The organism is Limnobacter sp. G6BE5S (genome assembly GCF_058448965.1).
The window spans coordinates 89,051-106,125 of sequence record NZ_JBZFLM010000008.1; the positions used below are offsets into that span (position 1 = coordinate 89,051).

16 protein-coding genes are annotated in these 17,075 nt (G+C 52.2%); 6 read left to right on the forward strand and 10 right to left on the reverse strand.

From position 1 onward, the window contains the following. Window positions 1–142: 142 nt before the first annotated feature. On the forward strand, window positions 143–1,390 hold the full coding sequence (icd, locus tag ACVL1J_RS14565; RefSeq protein WP_341236465.1) for an NADP-dependent isocitrate dehydrogenase: 1,248 nt from the start codon (window positions 143–145) through the stop codon (window positions 1,388–1,390). 81 nt (window positions 1,391–1,471) lie between these two features. Here the strand turns inward: icd and ACVL1J_RS14570 are convergent, their stop codons facing one another. Next, a complete protein-coding gene (locus ACVL1J_RS14570; protein ID WP_008252332.1) occupies window positions 1,472–1,693 on the reverse strand; it encodes a cold-shock protein in 222 nt (73 codons plus the stop codon). Between the two features lie 363 nt (window positions 1,694–2,056). Between ACVL1J_RS14570 and clpS the strand changes: the two genes are divergently transcribed. Together clpS and clpA are read left to right on the forward strand one after the other, a co-directional pair. Beyond that, window positions 2,057–2,365, forward strand: coding sequence for an ATP-dependent Clp protease adapter ClpS (gene clpS / locus ACVL1J_RS14575; RefSeq protein ID WP_159568443.1), 309 nt, complete (start codon window positions 2,057–2,059; stop codon window positions 2,363–2,365). Continuing rightward, window positions 2,362–4,686: an ATP-dependent Clp protease ATP-binding subunit ClpA gene (gene clpA, locus ACVL1J_RS14580; RefSeq protein ID WP_341236464.1), complete on the forward strand. Its 2,325-nt coding sequence runs from the start codon at window positions 2,362–2,364 to the stop codon at window positions 4,684–4,686. The genes clpS and clpA overlap by 4 nt, the downstream gene beginning before the upstream one ends. Window positions 4,687–4,779: 93 nt before the next feature. Here the strand turns inward: clpA and ACVL1J_RS14585 are convergent, their stop codons facing one another. Genes ACVL1J_RS14585 through ACVL1J_RS14610 form a run of 6 tightly spaced genes read right to left on the reverse strand, consistent with a single transcriptional unit; the run spans window position 4,780 to window position 12,019 of the window. After that, entirely contained in the window at window positions 4,780–5,931 is a 1,152-nt protein-coding gene (locus ACVL1J_RS14585; RefSeq protein ID WP_341236463.1) for a GGDEF domain-containing protein, read from the reverse strand. A gap of 56 nt (window positions 5,932–5,987) precedes the next feature. Further along, window positions 5,988–6,440, reverse strand: coding sequence for a dUTP diphosphatase (gene dut, locus ACVL1J_RS14590; protein ID WP_371717146.1), 453 nt, complete (start codon window positions 6,438–6,440; stop codon window positions 5,988–5,990). Between the two features lie 13 nt (window positions 6,441–6,453). Next, window positions 6,454–7,701 (reverse strand): bifunctional phosphopantothenoylcysteine decarboxylase/phosphopantothenate--cysteine ligase CoaBC, encoded by a 1,248-nt coding sequence (coaBC, locus tag ACVL1J_RS14595; RefSeq protein ID WP_341236462.1) that lies wholly within the window; start codon window positions 7,699–7,701, stop codon window positions 6,454–6,456. Window positions 7,702–7,713: 12 nt separating this feature from the next. Beyond that, the gene (lspA, locus tag ACVL1J_RS14600) at window positions 7,714–8,256 is read right to left on the reverse strand and encodes a signal peptidase II (RefSeq protein ID WP_159569595.1); all 543 of its coding nucleotides are present in this window, start codon (window positions 8,254–8,256) and stop codon (window positions 7,714–7,716) included. Window positions 8,257–8,260: 4 nt separating this feature from the next. Beyond that, the gene (gene ileS / locus ACVL1J_RS14605; protein WP_341236461.1) at window positions 8,261–11,056 is read right to left on the reverse strand and encodes an isoleucine--tRNA ligase; all 2,796 of its coding nucleotides are present in this window, start codon (window positions 11,054–11,056) and stop codon (window positions 8,261–8,263) included. A gap of 6 nt (window positions 11,057–11,062) precedes the next feature. Further along, window positions 11,063–12,019, reverse strand: a complete 957-nt coding sequence (locus ACVL1J_RS14610; RefSeq protein ID WP_159568448.1) for a bifunctional riboflavin kinase/FAD synthetase — start codon at window positions 12,017–12,019, stop codon at window positions 11,063–11,065. A 104-nt stretch (window positions 12,020–12,123) separates the two neighbouring features. Between ACVL1J_RS14610 and purN the strand changes: the two genes are divergently transcribed. The 3 genes from purN to ACVL1J_RS14625 all read left to right on the forward strand — a co-directional run bounded on the left by purN (window position 12,124) and on the right by ACVL1J_RS14625 (window position 15,455). Next, entirely contained in the window at window positions 12,124–12,765 is a 642-nt protein-coding gene (gene purN / locus ACVL1J_RS14615) for a phosphoribosylglycinamide formyltransferase (protein ID WP_341236460.1), read from the forward strand. A 17-nt stretch (window positions 12,766–12,782) separates the two neighbouring features. After that, window positions 12,783–14,129: an RsmB/NOP family class I SAM-dependent RNA methyltransferase gene (locus tag ACVL1J_RS14620; RefSeq protein ID WP_159568450.1), complete on the forward strand. Its 1,347-nt coding sequence runs from the start codon at window positions 12,783–12,785 to the stop codon at window positions 14,127–14,129. Window positions 14,130–14,261: 132 nt separating this feature from the next. Further along, the gene (locus ACVL1J_RS14625) at window positions 14,262–15,455 is read left to right on the forward strand and encodes a DesA family fatty acid desaturase (RefSeq protein ID WP_159568451.1); all 1,194 of its coding nucleotides are present in this window, start codon (window positions 14,262–14,264) and stop codon (window positions 15,453–15,455) included. 369 nt (window positions 15,456–15,824) lie between these two features. On the opposite strand, the gene rpmG is transcribed toward ACVL1J_RS14625, so the two are convergent. The 3 genes from rpmG to radC all read right to left on the reverse strand — a co-directional run bounded on the left by rpmG (window position 15,825) and on the right by radC (window position 17,059). Continuing rightward, on the reverse strand, window positions 15,825–15,992 hold the full coding sequence (gene rpmG / locus ACVL1J_RS14630) for a 50S ribosomal protein L33 (RefSeq protein WP_008253405.1): 168 nt from the start codon (window positions 15,990–15,992) through the stop codon (window positions 15,825–15,827). Window positions 15,993–16,005: 13 nt separating this feature from the next. Further along, window positions 16,006–16,239 carry a 50S ribosomal protein L28 gene (gene rpmB, locus ACVL1J_RS14635; protein ID WP_008253404.1) on the reverse strand — a complete coding sequence of 78 codons (234 nt, stop codon included), beginning with the start codon at window positions 16,237–16,239 and terminating at the stop codon, window positions 16,006–16,008. 136 nt (window positions 16,240–16,375) lie between these two features. Beyond that, on the reverse strand, window positions 16,376–17,059 hold the full coding sequence (gene radC / locus ACVL1J_RS14640) for a RadC family protein (protein WP_341236459.1): 684 nt from the start codon (window positions 17,057–17,059) through the stop codon (window positions 16,376–16,378). Window positions 17,060–17,075 lie beyond the last annotated feature (16 nt).

Below are 17,075 nucleotides of genomic sequence, written 5' to 3' on the forward strand. Positions count from 1 at the left end.
AGATCTGAAAGAAGATGGCGTTATTATACGGCTTGGCGCAATAAGGAATGCAATTTCATATTGCGAAATAATTGTGATTTTCGTAGTGAAGGGATACACTAGAGTGTTCCCTCTAACACACCAGAGAAGCAGCGGAGAGACCATGTACCAACACATTAAAGTCCCATCAGTCGGCGAAAAAATCACGGTCAATAGTGATTACTCGTTGAGCGTACCCGATCAACCCATCATTCCATACATCGAAGGCGATGGCACTGGCTTTGACATTACACCAGTGATGATCGACGTGGTCGACGCCGCTGTGGCCAAAGCATACGGTGGCAAGCGCAAGATCAGCTGGATGGAAATTTACGCCGGTGAAAAGTCCACCAAGGTGTATGGCCCCGATGTGTGGCTGCCTGAAGAAACCCTGGAAGTGTTGAAAGAATATGTGGTGTCTGTAAAAGGCCCGCTGACCACGCCAGTAGGTGGTGGCATTCGTTCCATTAACGTTGCCTTGCGTCAGCAGCTTGATCTGTATGTGTGCTTGCGCCCTGTGCGTTACTTTACTGGCGTGCCCAGCCCGGTGAGAGAGCCCCACAAAACCGACATGGTTATTTTCCGTGAAAACTCGGAAGACATCTATGCAGGCATTGAATACGAAGCCGAAACTGAGAAGGCCCAAAAACTGATCAAGTTTTTGCGCGAAGAAATGGGCGTGAGCAAAATTCGCTTCCCCGAAACTTCGGGTATTGGTATTAAACCCATTTCCAAGGAAGGTACTGAACGCCTGTTCCGCAAGGCAATCCAGTACGCGATCGACAACAAAAAGCCTTCTGTGACTATTGTTCACAAGGGCAACATCATGAAGTACACCGAAGGCGCATTTGCAGCCTGGTCGTATGCATTGGCCAAGAATGAGTTTGGCGCAGAATTGCTGGACGGTGGCCCATGGATGAAGATCAAGGCAGCTCACGGCGATATCGTAATCAAAGACGTGATCGCGGATGCCTTCTTGCAGCAAATCTTGTTGCGCCCTGCTGAATACAGCGTAATCGCCACCATGAATTTGAATGGCGACTATATTTCCGACGCGTTGGCTGCACAAGTGGGCGGTATTGGCATTGCCCCAGGCGCGAACTTGTCCGATTCCATCGCCATGTTTGAAGCCACACACGGTACGGCGCCCAAGTACGCGGGCAAAGATTACGTGAACCCAGGTTCGCAAATTTTGTCTGCAGAAATGATGTTGCGCCACATGGGTTGGGTTGAAGCGGCTGACTTGATCATCAGTTCGATGGAGAAGTCCATTTCTTCCAAGAAAGTGACTTATGACTTCGCACGCTTGATGGAAGGCGCCACGCAAGTGAGCTGTTCTGGCTTTGGTCAGGTCATGATCGACCACATGTAAGGCATTCGTCTGTTTGTCCCAAGAAAAAAGCCGGCTTGGGGCCGGCTTTTTTCTTAATCGATGGTTTGATTATTTTACTTATCAGGCGGCGCTGGTTGCGTCCATTACAGAGATGTTCTGAGCCTGCTTACCTTTTGGTCCATCCACCACTTCAAAAGTCACTTTCTGACCTTCTTTAAGTGTGCGGAATCCAGATGCCTGGATTGCTGAAAAGTGGGCAAATAGTTCATCACTCCCTTGATCTGGAGTAATAAAACCAAAACCCTTTGCATCATTGAACCATTTTACGGTGCCGGTCGCCATCGCGAAACCTCCTTCAAAAAACAATACTTCGATCGGAACGCAAGAACTTTCCGACAACTCGCCAGTCATAGCCAGCTTGACTCCTATTCTTTGACCTGTTTACGCTGGGGTCAACCATACAATAGATACATTTTTTCAGGGTTTACCCCTTGTAATAGACAGGATCTGTCTATATCTAGTCACATCCGGCTTTTTGGGTGATTGACCAGGTGGGGCCAAAATTGCAAATTGGACTGAGGGTTTGCATATTTTTTGACGTGTTGCTGATTGAATTTTCAGGAAAATTTTCTAGCCTTCAATAAAGGCAGTGTATTGCTCTCTAATCCTTGTTGCGTGCCCCTTAGAAGTGATTACAATGAAGTTATGAGTTCGCAAAACAGTCCAACAACAGTCGTAGAGTCGCAGGCGCAAAAAGCGAAGCTGCCCCCGATGTATCAAGTCGTGCTCTTGAACGATGACTACACCCCCATGGAGTTCGTCGTGATTGTTTTGCAGAAGTTTTTTGGAAAGGGAAGGGAACAGGCCACCCAGATCATGCTGAAAGTGCATCGAGAAGGCAAAGGGGTCTGTGGGGTATATCCCAAGGACATCGCCTCGACAAAAGTCGAAATGGTATGCGGTTTCGCAAAGCAGCATCAACACCCGCTGCAGTGCGTGATGGAGGAAACATGATTGCGCAAGAATTGGAAGTAAGTTTGCACATGGCATTTGTTGACGCACGTCAGCAAAAGCATGAATTCATCACAGTAGAGCACCTGTTATTGGCCTTGCTGGACAATCCGTCCGCAGCAGAGGTGCTTCGTTCCTGCTCCGCTGATGTTGAGGAAATTCGCAAGAACCTGCAAAACTTCATCAAGGACAACACCCCTGTGGTGACAGGTCAGGATGAAGTGGACACCCAGCCAACACTTGGGTTCCAGCGCGTTATTCAGCGCGCCATCATGCATGTTCAAAGCACCTCGAATGGCAAGAAGGAAGTGACCGGCGCCAACGTACTGGTTGCAATTTTCGGTGAAAAGGATTCCCACGCCGTGTACTACTTGCACCAGCAAGGCATTACGCGTTTGGATGTGGTGAATTACATTTCCCATGGCATTACCAAAACACCACAGACACCCGCACCGAAGCCCGAAAATGCTCAAAACGAGAATCCGGAACAGGAAGCGGAGACTGCGCAAACCGTGGGTGACAAGCAGTCGCCTTTGGATCAGTACACGCAGAATCTGAATGCCTTGGCCAAGGAAGGAAAAATTGATCCCCTCATTGGTCGTGAGCAGGAAGTTGAGCGCGTCATTCAGGTGCTGTGTCGCCGCCGCAAGAACAACCCGCTGTTGGTGGGCGAAGCTGGTGTGGGTAAAACCGCGATTGCTGAAGGCCTGGCATGGAGAATCGTGCAGGGTGATGTACCCGAGATCTTGAGCAGTGCCCAAGTGCATTCGCTGGACATGGGCGCACTGCTGGCGGGTACCAAATACCGCGGCGATTTTGAACAGCGCTTGAAAGCAGTATTGAAGCAGCTCAAAGCCAATCCAGACTCGGTGTTGTTCATCGATGAAATTCACACTTTGATCGGCGCAGGCTCGGCGTCGGGCGGCACGCTGGACGCATCTAACCTGCTAAAGCCTGCTTTGTCGTCAGGTCAGTTGAAGTGCATCGGTGCGACCACCTTCACCGAGTACCGTGGCATTTTCGAGAAAGACCACGCGCTGTCACGCCGCTTCCAGAAAATTGATGTGTCTGAGCCCACCGTGGAGCAAACCATTGAAATTCTGCGTGGCCTGAAAAGTCGCTTTGAAGACCACCATGGCGTGAAGTACTCCAGCGCTGCGATTTCTGCCGCTGCAGAATTGTCTGCCAAATTCATCAACGATCGCCATTTGCCCGACAAGGCCATTGACGTGATCGATGAAGCCGGTGCGGCTCAACGTATTTTGCCGAAAAGCAAACAACGTAAAACAATTACCAAAGGCGACATTGAGGATATCGTGTCGAAAATCGCACGCATTCCGCCTCAGTCGGTCAACACCGACGACCGGAACAAGCTGGCCACGCTTGATCGCGACTTGAAAGCCACTGTGTTTGGTCAGGATCCAGCCATTGATGCGCTGGCCAACGCGATCAAAATGTCGCGTGCCGGTTTGGGCAAGGCCGACAAGCCAATTGGTTCATTCCTGTTCAGCGGCCCCACAGGTGTGGGCAAAACCGAGGTGGCCAAGCAGTTGGCATTTGTCCTTGGTATCGAGATGCTGCGTTTTGACATGTCGGAATACATGGAACGCCACGCCGTATCACGCCTGATTGGTGCGCCTCCCGGTTATGTTGGTTTTGATCAGGGCGGTTTGCTGACCGAGGCCATTACCAAGAAGCCACATTGCGTGTTGCTGCTTGATGAAATCGAAAAGGCCCACCCGGACGTGTTCAACATTCTGCTTCAGGTGATGGACAACGGCACGCTGACCGACAACAACGGCCGCAAAGCCGACTTCCGTAACGTGATCATTATCATGACCACCAATGCGGGGGCGGAGGCTTTGACCAAGCGCGGTATTGGCTTCATGGAATCGAAGGTGCAGGGCGACGAGATGGAAGACATCAAGCGCATGTTCAGCCCGGAATTCCGAAATCGTCTGGATTCAGTGATTTCCTTCCGTGCGCTCGATGAAGAAATTATTCTTCGTGTGGTCGACAAGTTCCTGATGGAGCTTGAAGAACAATTGCACCAGAAGAAAGTGGACGCTGTATTCACTGATGAGTTGCGCACACACCTGGCCAAAAAGGGTTTCGACCCGCTGATGGGTGCTCGCCCAATGCAGCGCTTGATCCAGGACACCATTCGAAAAGCTTTGGCCGACGAACTGTTGTTTGGCAAGTTAGTGAACGGTGGCAAGGTGACTGTGGACCACAATGAAGAAAACGACCAAGTGTCGCTGACTTTTGACGAAGGCTCATCGGGCCAAGAGTCTGAAAGTGGCACCGAAGTGGCGGTGGACTAACACACACCTAAACAGCTGACCCAACAGCATGCCTGAGTGCCCTTGTGGGGGCCTACTCAGGCATTTTCTTTTGCGGCTGCGTGTTTGTAGGTGCTAACTGCTCACCTTCCCCAGGCAACTGCGATTTCTTCCCTTGTTTTTGGCTTGGTACAGTGCCTGATCAGCTTCAGCCATTGTGCGGTCAATGCTGTCCAGGTGCGCAATATTGCAAATACCGGCTGAAAACCCGACCGTGCAATTCCCGTTCAAGCGGATTCTATCGATAATTCTTTGTGTGTCGTCGGCAGTGCAGTTGGGTAGCAGCACTGCGAATTCCTCGCCTCCAACGCGGGCAATCAGGTCGACAGGTCTGAAATTGCTTCTCAATGTTTCAGCAAATTCGCGAAGCCGTATATCTCCGGCTTCGTGACCAAAGGTGTCGTTGTATTGCTTGAAGTAATCGATGTCGATAATGGCCACGCTGCCTTGCAGTTGATTTTCCCTTTGCATTTTTCGCAGGTATGCGCTGCTAAGGTCTTGCCAGCCCCGACGATTGAGCAGGCCAGTGAGTGGATCGGTGCGAGCCTGGTTGCTGAGGTGAAGCAGTTCAATTGCGAAACGCTTGCGCAATGTTGATTGGCGCCACAGTGTCAGGCTGACAAAACTCACGGAATGAAGCAATACGATGAGTGTCAGTATCAAGTTGTTGCGTTGTAATTGATTGACCTTGTCGTCGGCTACCTTGGCATCGTTTTTCAAGGTGGCATTGAATACCCCAAGCTCAATTAACCAAAGCTCGATGCGTTTGGGGTCGGGTCGGCCGAGCCGGGCAAGTTGCTGGTCCATCACGATCAGGTGTTCTCGAAGGCTGGAAGCTGACACCGTCAAGCCGCTGTGGGGGTTAATGGCCTCGATCACTGCCAATCTGGCGGCAAGTTGATTCAGTAATTCCTGGGGCGAACTATATCCACGTGTTTCCAGGCCAAGTTTTGTTTCATAGGTGTGCTGATTGCCAAGATGATGCAAGGCAGTGCTTTGCACGATCAGATCCTGCAATGAAATTTCAAGAAGTCTTCTTTGGGCCAGTTCACCTTGAATTTGATGCGCCTGGCTGTAATTGAACAAGGCAACTGCGGCCAGAATGGCGCAGAGTATCAACCAAAAATAGCGGATGGTTTTTTCTGAACAGGGGCGCAGGTGTTTGATTGCATGAACCCACCATGTGCGGCCTGTGGTTGCGCTTGGTCCGCTGCCCCCTGAGTCCATTGTTTTCCTAATGATTCACAATGACACTCAGTGGCAAAACTTTGTGGGTAGGTTCCCTAGCGTGTTCCGGTACTGCCGAATCCGCCTTCTCCGCGTTCGCTGGGCGTAAAGTCGCTGACCACTTTGAAGTCAGCATGTGCAACTGGCAGTATGACCAGTTGGGCAATTCGTTCCATGGGTTCAATGGTCACTGGCACCAGGCTGCGGTTCCAGGCCGAGACCATGAGCGGACCCTGGTAGTCGGAATCGATCAGACCCACGAGGTTACCGAGTACCAAACCTTTTTTATGTCCTAAACCGGAACGAGGCAGAATGGTGGCGCAGTAATTGGGGTCGCCAATGTACATGGAAAGCCCTGTGGGCACGAGTTCGGCCTGCCCTGGTTGTAAGGTTAGTGCTTCGCCCAGGCAGGCACGCAGGTCGATACCCGCGCTGCCAGGTGTGCCGTAGGCGGGCAGTTGATCTTGCATGCGTGGGTCGAGAACTTTCAGTTCAACTTGAATTTTCATGGCGTGTGTAGGTTCAGGAATATTTGGAAATGAAGGTCAATAGGGTTTGTGCAGCTTCAAGCTTGTTCATGCTACCCAAGTGTTCAGGCTTGAGTTTCTTGCTGTAAATAGTCAGCTCGGTGTGATCCGCGCCCAAGGCATGTTGCGCCAGATTGCCGACAATGAATTGCGCTTTTTTGCTGTCCAGCTTGCGACTTGCGTATTCATCGAGATTTTCTGTCTCGGCGGCAAAGCCGACCACTGTCAGCGGCTTTTTGCTTGTACCGGCGAACGCACCCACTTCTGCAAGTATGTCCGGGTTCAGTTCGAATTCCATGTGCAAGCCAGCAGGCTGATCATTCTGTTTTTTCTGCTTGTGCGTGCTTGGATTTTTAACACCATAATCGGCCACTGCCGCTACACCAACAAACAGGTCGCTTTGCTCAATTTGGCTGAACACAGCGGCATGCATCTGTTTGGCCGATTGAACAGACAACATGCGCACGCCATAGGGTGCGGGCAGGGCGGTGGGGCCGCTTACCAAATTGACTTCAGCACCCATGAACCAGGCAGACTGTGCAAGGGCGTATCCCATTTTTCCGCTAGAGCGATTGGTGATGCCGCGCACCGGGTCGATGGCTTCGAATGTGGGCCCAGCAGTTAACAACACTTTTTTGCCTGCCAGTGGTTTGGGGTTGACTGCACGGGCCAGCTCAAGCACCACTTCAAAGGGTTCCAGCATGCGGCCGCTACCCACCTCGCCGCAGGCTTGTTCGCCCGCTGCAGGACCAAATACATGCACGCCATCATGTTTTAACTGGTTTACATTGCGCTGGGTGGCTGGGTTGTTCCACATTTCCACGTTCATGGCAGGCGCAATGGCCATTGGGCAGTTGCGGGCCAATACCAGGTTATCCAGCAGATTGTCGGCAAAGCCGTGTGCATATTTGGCCATGGAATTGGCAGTGCAGGGTGCGATCAACAAGAAATCGGCATTGCGGCTGATGTCGATGTGCGGCATGCCACGGTCGGCGCTCAGTTGCTCGTTGTGTTCTAACGGCCATTGCGACACGTGTACTGTTTTACCAGAGAGCGCCTGAAAGGTGAGTGGGGCAATAAACCGGGTTGCCGATTCAGTCATGACCACTTGAACTGAGCAGCCTTGTTTGACAAGCAGGCGAACCAGCTCAGCAGACTTGTAGGCCGCAATGCCGCCACACACACCCAACACCACGCGCAGTTGGTTTAAACCGGGAAGCTGTGGCAATTCGATTGGGCGCATGGGCTGAAAACCTTATTCGCTTTTTTCGGGTTTGGCGGCTTTGTGTTCTTTGTTAAAGAACAGCTCATCAATGATCAAGCCGATTGCACCTATGGTAATTGCAATGTCGGCCACGTTGAACGCAGGCCAGTGGTAATTGCCGACATAAAAATCGAGAAAGTCGATGACCGCACCGTGTGCAACACGGTCAATCAAATTGCCGATCGCTCCGCCCAAAATACAGGCCAGGCAGAACATTGCGAATTTGCGATGGCTGGAGGAGCGCATCATGAACAGAATGACGATGGACGCGATGACTGCCACAGCCGATAGAAAGTGCTTTTGCCAGCCCGCCTGGTCGGCCAGAAAGCTGAATGCAGCACCCGGATTAAGCACGTAGACCAAATTGAAAAAACTTGTGATTTCAACTACGGCGCCCAAATCAAGGCGTGATTGAACCCAAAGTTTACTGATTTGATCGATCAAAATAAGCAGCAATGAAAAGCCGATCCAGGGAAGAATGGATTTTTTGGGTGGTTTCAAAGCAGTGGTTGCCCTGGCTGGTTTTCTTGGCATGGGTTTAGACATGGTTGCGCACCTCGCCTTCACCAAACAGGTTGCTTACACAGCGGCCACAGATGCCAGGGTGTTCGGGGTCGGCACCCGTGTCGGGTCGCACATGCCAGCAACGCTCGCACTTTTCACCTTCGGCAATACCCACTTCAATTTTCTCCTCAGCGGCTTGAACAATTTCAATTTTGGAAACAATGAACAGGAATTTCAGGTCATCGCCCAGGCTTGCGGCGGCTTTGTAAAGGTTGGCTGGCAAATGAAGCGTTGCGGTGCCCTGCAGGGACGAGCCAATTTTGCCATCGGTGCGCAGGTTTTCCAGTTCTTTGACCACACGCGCACGCAGTGCCAGCAATTCGGCCCATTTGGTACCAAGTTCATCAGCGTTGTCCACGCCGGGTACTTTGTAAAACTCATTGCAGAAAATGGATGGCTCCACATTACCCATCACTTCACGAGCCTCTTCGGCTGTGAAGCTGAGAATAGGCGCCATGAGGCGTAGTAGCGAATGTGTAATGTGATACAGCGCGGTTTGCGCGCTGCGACGTGCCTTGGAATTCCCGCCAGTGGTGTACAGGCGGTCTTTCAACACGTCCAGGTAAAACGCGCCCAAATCCTCGGAACAGAAAATTTGAAGCTTGCTGACAATGGGGTGGAACTCGTACTTCGTGTAATGCGCTTCGCATTCGCTTTGCAATTTCGCGAGCAGCGTAAGTGCGTATTGATCCACTTCGGCCAGTTCTTCGGTGGGAACTGCTTCAGTGGCGAAGTCGAAATCAGAAATATTGGCCAACAAAAAACGCAGGGTGTTGCGAATGCGTCGATAGCTTTCAACCACCCGTTTCAAAATTTCATCTGAAATGGTCAGTTCGCCAGAGTAATCAGTGCTGGCCACCCACAGGCGCAAAATTTCAGCGCCCATTTTGTCGGACACCTGTTGGGGCGCAATCACATTGCCCACCGATTTGCTCATTTTGCGACCCTGGCCATCGACCACAAAACCGTGGGTGAGCAGGGCTTTGTAGGGTGGAACACCATTGATCATGCAGCTGGTGAGCAATGAAGAATGAAACCAGCCTCGGTGTTGGTCGGAGCCTTCAAGGTACAGGTCGGCGGGAAAGTGACTTTCCTCGGCATGGCTGCCGCGCAACACCGTTTCGTGCGTTGTGCCCGAGTCGAACCACACATCCAGTGTGTCGGGGTTCTTGATGTAGTCCTTTGCTTGCTCACCGATCAAGTCTTCAACAGACAGGTGTTGCCAGGCTTCAATGCCTTGTTTCTCGATGAGTTGGGCAATGGTCTCGATCAGCTCGGGTGTGCGTGGGTGTAATTCACCGGTTTCGCGATGCACCAGAAAAGCCATGGGTACACCCCACTGGCGTTGACGCGAGAGGGTCCAATCGGGCCGGTTGGCAATCATGGCGTGCAGGCGAGCTTTGCCCCAGGCCGGGAAAAATTCGGTGGCTTCAACGCCCGCAAGTGCTTTTTCCCGCAAGCTGCCGCTGCCATCAATGGAATGCACGTCCATGCCGGCAAACCATTGCGAAGTGGCTCGATAAATGATGGGGGTTTTGTGGCGCCAGCAATGCATGTAGCTGTGGCCGAACTTCACCTGTTTGATGAGCGATCCCACTTCGATCATTTTCTCGACGATCAGCGGGTTGGCTTTCCAGATGTGCAGCCCACCAAAGAAGGGCAGGGAGTCAGCGTAAACACCATTGCCCATGACTGGGTTGATGATGTCGGCGTCTTTCAGACCATAAGCTTTGCTGGTCAAGAAGTCGTCTACGCCATAGGCGGGCGAGCAATGCACAATGCCGGTACCTGTATCGGTACTCACATAGTCAGCCAAGTACACCGGGCTTAGGCGATCGTAGAAGGGATGATGAAAAGCAACGCCTTCAAGCTTGGCACCTGAAGCGGTGGCAATCTCAGAACCTTCCAGTTCATAGCTTTCAAGGCAGGGCTTCACACGTTCTTGCGCCAGCAACAAATACTTGCTACCCACATCCACCAGGCTGTACACCAGTTCCGGGTGCATGTTCAGCGCCTGGTTGGCAGGCAGGGTCCAGGGGGTTGTGGTCCAGATCACCAACTGCCCAGGTTTGGCTTGCAGGGTGGCCAGTGGCACATTGAAAGCGGCTGCAAGTTTGTCGAGGTTCTCTGCGTTGAAAGCGAACCCCACATCGACTGCGATGTCCTGTTTGTCTTTGTATTCCACCTCGGCTTCAGCCAAGGCAGAGCCGCAATCGAAACACCAGTTCACGGGTTTCAGGCCGCGGAACACGTAACCTTTTTCCATGATCTTGCCCAGGGCGCGAAGTTCATCCGCCTCGTTGCCAAAATTCATGGTTTTGTAAGGGTTCTCCCAGTCGGCCAGCACGCCCAAGCGAATGAAGTCCTTTTTCTGCCGTTCAATTTGCTCAGTGGCGTAGGCGCGGCTTTTCTCTTGTACTTCCAGTGTGGGCTTGCCCTTGCCGTGGGTTTTTTCGATTTGAATTTCAATCGGCATGCCGTGGCAGTCCCAGCCGGGTACGTAACGTGCGTCGTAACCGGCCAGGCAACGGCATTTCACGATGATGTCTTTCAGGATTTTATTGACAGCGTGGCCAATGTGAATATCGCCGTTGGCATAGGGTGGGCCATCGTGCAGTACGAACTTTGGCTTGCCAGCCTTGGACTGGCGAATCACCTTGTACAGGTCTTCCTTGCACCATTGTTCAACCCAGTTCGGTTCCCTTGCCGGCAGGTTGCCGCGCATGGGGAAGGGGGTGTCGGGCAGGTTCAGTGTGTTCTTGTAATCCATGTCGGGTTAGCAGCCTGTATTTGAAATCTGGGGTTGGTTGGCGGCCAGCAAAGTCATGGCTTGTGTCGTGTCTTTGTGCATTTGCTCAACCATCGTATCGAGTGAATCGAAGTGTTGCTCTGGGCGAATGTGCGCCAACACCTCGAGGCGCAGCAACTTGCCGTAGGCATTGCCTTGCCAGTCTGGAATGAATGTTTCCAGCAAAATTTGATCGGATTGTTCAACAGTAGGGCGCACTCCCATGCTGGCTACGGCGGGCAGTGGGTGTTCTTCCAGACCATGCACCCACACCGCCAAAATACCGGTAAGGGCACTGGCCCGCCCTGCAATACGCAGGTTCATGGTGGGAAAGCCCAGCGTACGCCCCAGTTTTTTGCCGTGAACAATGTGCCCGGAGTAAACCAGAGGGTGCCCGAGCATGTGTGTGGCCTTTGCGATGTCTCCAGCCTTCAGGGCTTCGCGAATATTGGAGCTGGAAACGCGGCTGCCGTTGTTTTGAACTTCGGCAAGGTCGTTGACTGTGAAGCCCAGGGAGTCGCCCAAGCCTTTCAGCATGGTGAAATCGCCCGCCCGCTTGGCACCAAACCGGAAGTCGTCGCCGACCCAAACCTGTTTGGCATTCAATTGCTTCAGCAGCACTTCCTGAACAAAGGCCTCGGGGCTTAAGCTGGCCATGTGTTTGTCGAAGGGCAAAATGCACACTTGTTCAATACCACAACGCTTCATTTCAATGATTCGGTCTCGAAGTGTTGAAATGCGGTCAAGTTTGAAAGCCGGATTGAAAAATTCTTTCGGGTGCGGGTGCAAAGTCACCACGGTGGGCACCAAACCTTGCGCGTGTGCGGCGGACACCACACGGCGGAACAACTCGGCATGGCCGGAGTGAACGCCGTCGAAGTTTCCAATGGTGAGCGCAGTGCCCTTGGCAAATGTGTGTGGCCGGGGGCGGCGAATGATTTTCATACCGAGTGTGTCGGCTCTTTAGTGGTTGCAAAACAACCGGTCATTATAAGGCCTGAATGGTGAAAAATAGGGCTTTTTCGCCCGCACAGTGATAAACTCGCGCCATGCAAAATTCCACACCTTCCGTCGTCATTTTGATCTCGGGGCGAGGTTCAAACTTGAATGCCCTGATCGATCACGCCAAACAGACCGGGGCCTACCAAATTCGAGCAGTCATTTCCAACCGCCCAGCCGCGGCTGGCTTGGCTTTGGCGCAATCGGCGGGGCTCGACACGGCCGTTCTTGATCACACCGAATACGAAAGCCGAGAAGTCTTTGATGCAGCATTGGCTGGTTTGATCGATCAGTATCAGCCGGACTGGGTGGTGTTGGCAGGGTTCATGCGGGTGTTAACAGCAGGTTTTGTGAATCGTTATTTGGGGCGCTTGGTCAACATTCATCCTTCGTTGCTTCCCGCGTTCCCTGGCATGAAAACTCACCAGCAAGCATTGGACGCAGGTGTGCGGGTGCATGGTGTCACAGTTCATTTGGTCACACCTGAACTCGATCACGGCCCCATTGTGGACCAAGCGCTGTTGCAGGTGATGCCCGAAGACACGGCAGAAAGCCTGGCGACTCGCGTGTTGGCACTGGAGCATCAAATTTATCCCCGTGCACTGGCAGCTTTGGCCAGCGGGCAAATTAAAATGGTGGACGGGAAACTGCATGGCACTTTGGCCACAGCCCTGGTCCACGCAATTCAATAATCAGGAAATACAAGTATATGGTCGGCTCCACTAAAAACACCCCATTTCGAAAGCCAGTTAAACGGCGCGAAACCAAGGTAGAGCGCCAGGGCGCCCAATCGCGTTATGGCCTGGTTAGCACCGTGGCCCAGTTGATTGATTTGCTGGCCCAGTTCGAAGGCCCTGCAGACGCGGCAATTTCCCGGTTTTTCAAAGACCATCCCGAGCTGGGTGGGCGAGATCGCCCCATGGTGGCGGAGGCTGTGTACTGCTGGTTGCGCTATCGCTACAGAATTAACCACTTGGCACAGTCGGGCGAGGGGCCTTCTGTGGTTCGCCAAGCCAAGCTGGCCTTGTTGTGGTCGGGTGCGCCTGAGCAAATCTGGTCGGCCGGCAAGCAAGCCGACAATGAGTGGCTAAGCCGAGTCATCAATATTTCAGCCGATGACCTGGGTGTTGAAGCCCGCACCTGTTTGCCTGAGTGGTTTTACACCAAGCTGGCTGAGCAATTCGGGCAGGACAGGGCGGAGTCGTTCTCGCAGGCAGTGTTGAGTGCTGCTCCACTGGATTTGCGCGTGAATACTGTGAAGGCCAGCACCACCGATTTGCTGGCGGCATTGACCAATATGGGTATTCAAGTGAACCCGATTGAAGGTTTGCCGGAAGGTTTGCGCGCTGTGGGCAAGCCTATCGTGGGCAAAACGGAAGTGTTTCAAGAGGGTTATTTCGAGGTGCAAGACGCTGGCAGCCAGTGGGTTAGCCGCCTTGTGGCCCCGCGCCGCGGCGATTTGGTGGTTGATTTTTGCGCAGGTGCTGGCGGTAAAACCCTGGCCATTGGTGCGCAAATGAAAAACACCGGCCGTATTGTTGCGCTGGATACTTCAGAGAAGCGTTTGGTGAAGTTCAAGCCCCGCGCGGCACGCTCTGGATTGAGCAACTTTTACACCATGGTCATCAACGACGAAGCTGACCCGCGACTGAACAAGTATTTTGGCAAGGCAGACCGTGTGGTCACCGATGTGCCTTGCAGCGGCATGGGAACCTTACGGCGTAACCCGGATCTTAAGTTTAGACAGAACTTGCAGAGTCTGGCAGAATTGACCGCGAAGCAAAAATCCATCATCGAGCATGCAGCCAAATTGGTAAAGCCCGATGGTCGGCTTGTTTACATCACATGCAGTGTACTTCGCGATGAGAACGAAGACATTGTCAATGCGTTCCTGGAAAGTCATCCGGAATTCCGGCTTCGCCGCTGGACTGAAGTGTTGAACCCTGGAGAACGGCCTGTCAAGGCGAACACGACTGACGACATGCTTCGATTGTGGCCAGAGGATGGAGAATCTGACGGCTTCTTTGCAGCAGTGTTACAACGGTCCAAAGCCTGAACTGAATATAAATTCCAAATCTGTTCCGACTTTAAAAGTACACTTGTACACTGAAAATATGATACGGCTCCTTCAGAAGCAAATTGAGATGGCCGTAACCTTTGAAATACGACCTGTTGAGAGTTAGTGAATATGATTGAATTTTTGACCTCGGGTATTACCGGTGCCAGCATTGGCCAAATGGTGATTTACACCCTGATCGTGACACACATCACCATTGTGGCCGTAACCGTGTACCTGCATCGTTGCCAAGCCCACCGTGCCTTGGAAGTGCACCCAGCTCTGGCGCATTTTTTCCGCGCCTGGTTGTGGTTGACCACCGGCATGAGCACCCGTGCATGGGCGGCCATTCACCGCAAGCACCACGCCAAGTGCGAAACGCCCGATGACCCCCACAGCCCTCAAACCCGTGGCTTGAAAACTGTATTCTGGCGCGGTGCCGAGCTATACCGTAGTGAATCCAAGAACACTGAAACCCTGGCCAAATACAGCCACGGTACACCGAGCGACTTTTTGGAGTTTCAGGTGTACGAGCGTTTCCCGTGGCAAGGCGTGGGCTTTACCTTGGTGCTCAGTTTTATCCTGTTTGGTTTTCCTGGTGTAAGTATTTGGGCGATTCAAATGTTGTGGATCCCTGTGCTGGCCGCTGGCGTTATCAACGGCATTGGTCACTATTGGGGTTACCGCAATTTCGATTGCCCTGACGCAAGCCGCAATATTTCACCCTTCGGTATCCTGATCGGTGGTGAAGAGTTGCACAACAACCACCACACGCACGCCACTTCAGCCAAGTTGAGCAACAAGTGGTACGAGTTCGACATTGGCTGGATGTACATCAAGATTTTCAGCTTCCTTGGCCTGGCCAAGGTGAAAAAAGTGGCTGAGTCACCGAAGTTTTCGTCTGAAAGCAAGCCGGTGCTTAGTTTGGTCACTGTTCAGGCGGTTGTGAATCACCGCTACGATGTGATGGCGCGTTATGCAAGTTCCATGCGCAAGGCTTTCCGTTCGGAAGTGGCTGCATTGAAGCAAAAAGCAGCCAACGCACAAGAGCGTAAGGTGTTGTCCAAGGGCACCAAGCTGTTGTCGATCGACGAGAGCAAGCTGTGCGATGTGCAGCGTGCCGAATTGGCCCAGCTGTGCGCTCAATCCAAGATGATCAACACTTTGGTTGAGATGCGCGCAGAGCTTCGCCAGATTTGGGAGAAAACCAACTTGAGCCGTGAGCAAATGTTGGTTCAGTTGCAAGCGTGGTGTGAGCGTGCTGAGCAAAGCGGAATTCGCTGGCTGGAAGACATGTCGATCCGGATTCGTCGTTACGCAGCGTAATTTGGAAGTTGTTTGATTTGTGAAAGCCGCTGGTGAGAATCAGCGGCTTTTTTTGTGGGTAGTTTGCAGGGGGTGATTTGCAGCAGCGCTACTCATCCTGCCAAGATCCAAGTCGAATTCCCCGCTTTTGATTCTGGCTTGGGGCATTCGAAACGCCAAAGCGTCTTCGCATCGCTTGCTTCGCAATCGCCCCTCGCTGCGAATCAAGCGGGCGACTTGATCTTGAATCGGCAGGATAATGCAACGCTGCTGCAAATCACCCAAGCCACATCTACATCAACTATTAAGCCTCGCCGAAGCAGTGGCCAACAAAAAACCCGCTCTGAATTTCAGTAGCGGGTTTCTGTAGAAACAGCGAAGTAGGTTGAGTTACTTCAACTTGGTTTCTTTGTATGACACATGCTTACGAACCACTGGATCGTATTTCATGATTTCAATTTTCTCGGGCTTCGTGCGCTTGTTCTTGGTCGTTGTATAGAAGTGACCAGTACCAGCGGAAGATTCGAGTTTGATTTTTTCGCGACCACCTTTAGCCATGATTTACTCCTGCTTAGATTTCGCCACGTGCACGAAGATCGGCCAGAACGGCATCAATGCCGTTTTTGTCGATAGTGCGCAGGGCGTTATTAGTTAGACGCAGGCGAACCCAGCGGTTTTCGCTTTCAACCCAGAACTTGCGTGACTGCAAGTTAGGCAGGAAACGACGTTTTGTTTTGTTGTTGGCATGGGAAACTTTGTTTCCAACCATCGGGCGCTTACCCGTTACTTGACATACGCGAGCCATGATGACCCCAAAAAATTCAGCAAATTAGTGTATCTGCAAAACCACACGGCATAAATTGAAAAGCCATGGATTTGCGGCGAAGTCCAAGATTGTAACCAATTACGATTGCTTTGCCCAGCCTTTTTTGCGGAAAAAATCAAAAAGGTGGACGATTGTTGAGTCTGTAGGAATACCCACAGGTGGGACCGACAACCAAATGGTCCACCAAGTCTATATCAACAAGGGCCAAAGCGGCGGAAAGCTCGCATGTCAGGCGATCATCCGAGTTGCTCGGCGTACAGCAGTCGCTGGGGTGATTGTGGGCGATCATGAGGCGCGGCGCATTGGTTTGTATGGCGAATTTAAGAACTTCACGCGGAAAAACAGCTGTTTTGTTGACAGTACCACTCGACAGTATTTTGTGGTCAAGCACTTTGAGTTGGCTGTCCAGGGCAATAACCAAAAAGTTTTCAACGTCGCTTAGGCCGATTTGAGCCCGCACAAATTGTTCAAACTGGTCTGGTGTGCCCAGCGAGTTGGGTGTCTCGCGCAATTCATGATTCAGGCAGCGTTTCGCCATTTCAAGGCAGGCACGAAGTTGCGCATATTTGGCTTCGCCAAGGCCGCGAATTTGAACCCATTCTGCCAGCGAAACGCGATTCAGGTTTTGTAAGCCACCGAACTGCGTGATCATTTCGCGAGCCAGATCGACGGCGCTTTTACCTGGAAGGCCGGTGCGCAAAAAAATTGCCAGAAGTTCAGCGTCGGAGAGAGCCTGTGCCCCTTGTTTAATAAGCCGCTCGCGAGGACGATCGTGTTTGGGCCAGCTTTGAATACTCATCGGGAATTGAACCTGA

Bases quoted from the DNA above. Each gene is read 5' to 3' on its own strand.
- coaBC (WP_341236462.1), bottom strand. From the start codon at position 7,701: ATGCGCCCAATCGAATTGCCACAGCTTCCCGGTTTAAACCAACTGCGC.
- clpA (WP_341236464.1), top strand. From the start codon at position 2,362: ATGATTGCGCAAGAATTGGAAGTAAGTTTGCACATGGCATTTGTTGAC.
- ACVL1J_RS14610 (WP_159568448.1), bottom strand. From the start codon at position 12,019: ATGAAAATCATTCGCCGCCCCCGGCCACACACATTTGCCAAGGGCACT.
- rpmB (WP_008253404.1), bottom strand. From the start codon at position 16,239: ATGGCTCGCGTATGTCAAGTAACGGGTAAGCGCCCGATGGTTGGAAAC.
- radC (WP_341236459.1), bottom strand. From the start codon at position 17,059: ATGAGTATTCAAAGCTGGCCCAAACACGATCGTCCTCGCGAGCGGCTT.
- rpmG (WP_008253405.1), bottom strand. From the start codon at position 15,992: ATGGCTAAAGGTGGTCGCGAAAAAATCAAACTCGAATCTTCCGCTGGT.
- dut (WP_371717146.1), bottom strand. From the start codon at position 6,440: ATGAAAATTCAAGTTGAACTGAAAGTTCTCGACCCACGCATGCAAGAT.
- ACVL1J_RS14625 (WP_159568451.1), top strand. From the start codon at position 14,262: ATGATTGAATTTTTGACCTCGGGTATTACCGGTGCCAGCATTGGCCAA.
- purN (WP_341236460.1), top strand. From the start codon at position 12,124: ATGCAAAATTCCACACCTTCCGTCGTCATTTTGATCTCGGGGCGAGGT.
- ACVL1J_RS14585 (WP_341236463.1), bottom strand. From the start codon at position 5,931: ATGGACTCAGGGGGCAGCGGACCAAGCGCAACCACAGGCCGCACATGG.
- ACVL1J_RS14570 (WP_008252332.1), bottom strand. From the start codon at position 1,693: ATGGCGACCGGCACCGTAAAATGGTTCAATGATGCAAAGGGTTTTGGT.
- ACVL1J_RS14620 (WP_159568450.1), top strand. From the start codon at position 12,783: ATGGTCGGCTCCACTAAAAACACCCCATTTCGAAAGCCAGTTAAACGG.
- ileS (WP_341236461.1), bottom strand. From the start codon at position 11,056: ATGGATTACAAGAACACACTGAACCTGCCCGACACCCCCTTCCCCATG.
- icd (WP_341236465.1), top strand. From the start codon at position 143: ATGTACCAACACATTAAAGTCCCATCAGTCGGCGAAAAAATCACGGTC.
- clpS (WP_159568443.1), top strand. From the start codon at position 2,057: ATGAGTTCGCAAAACAGTCCAACAACAGTCGTAGAGTCGCAGGCGCAA.
- lspA (WP_159569595.1), bottom strand. From the start codon at position 8,256: ATGCCAAGAAAACCAGCCAGGGCAACCACTGCTTTGAAACCACCCAAA.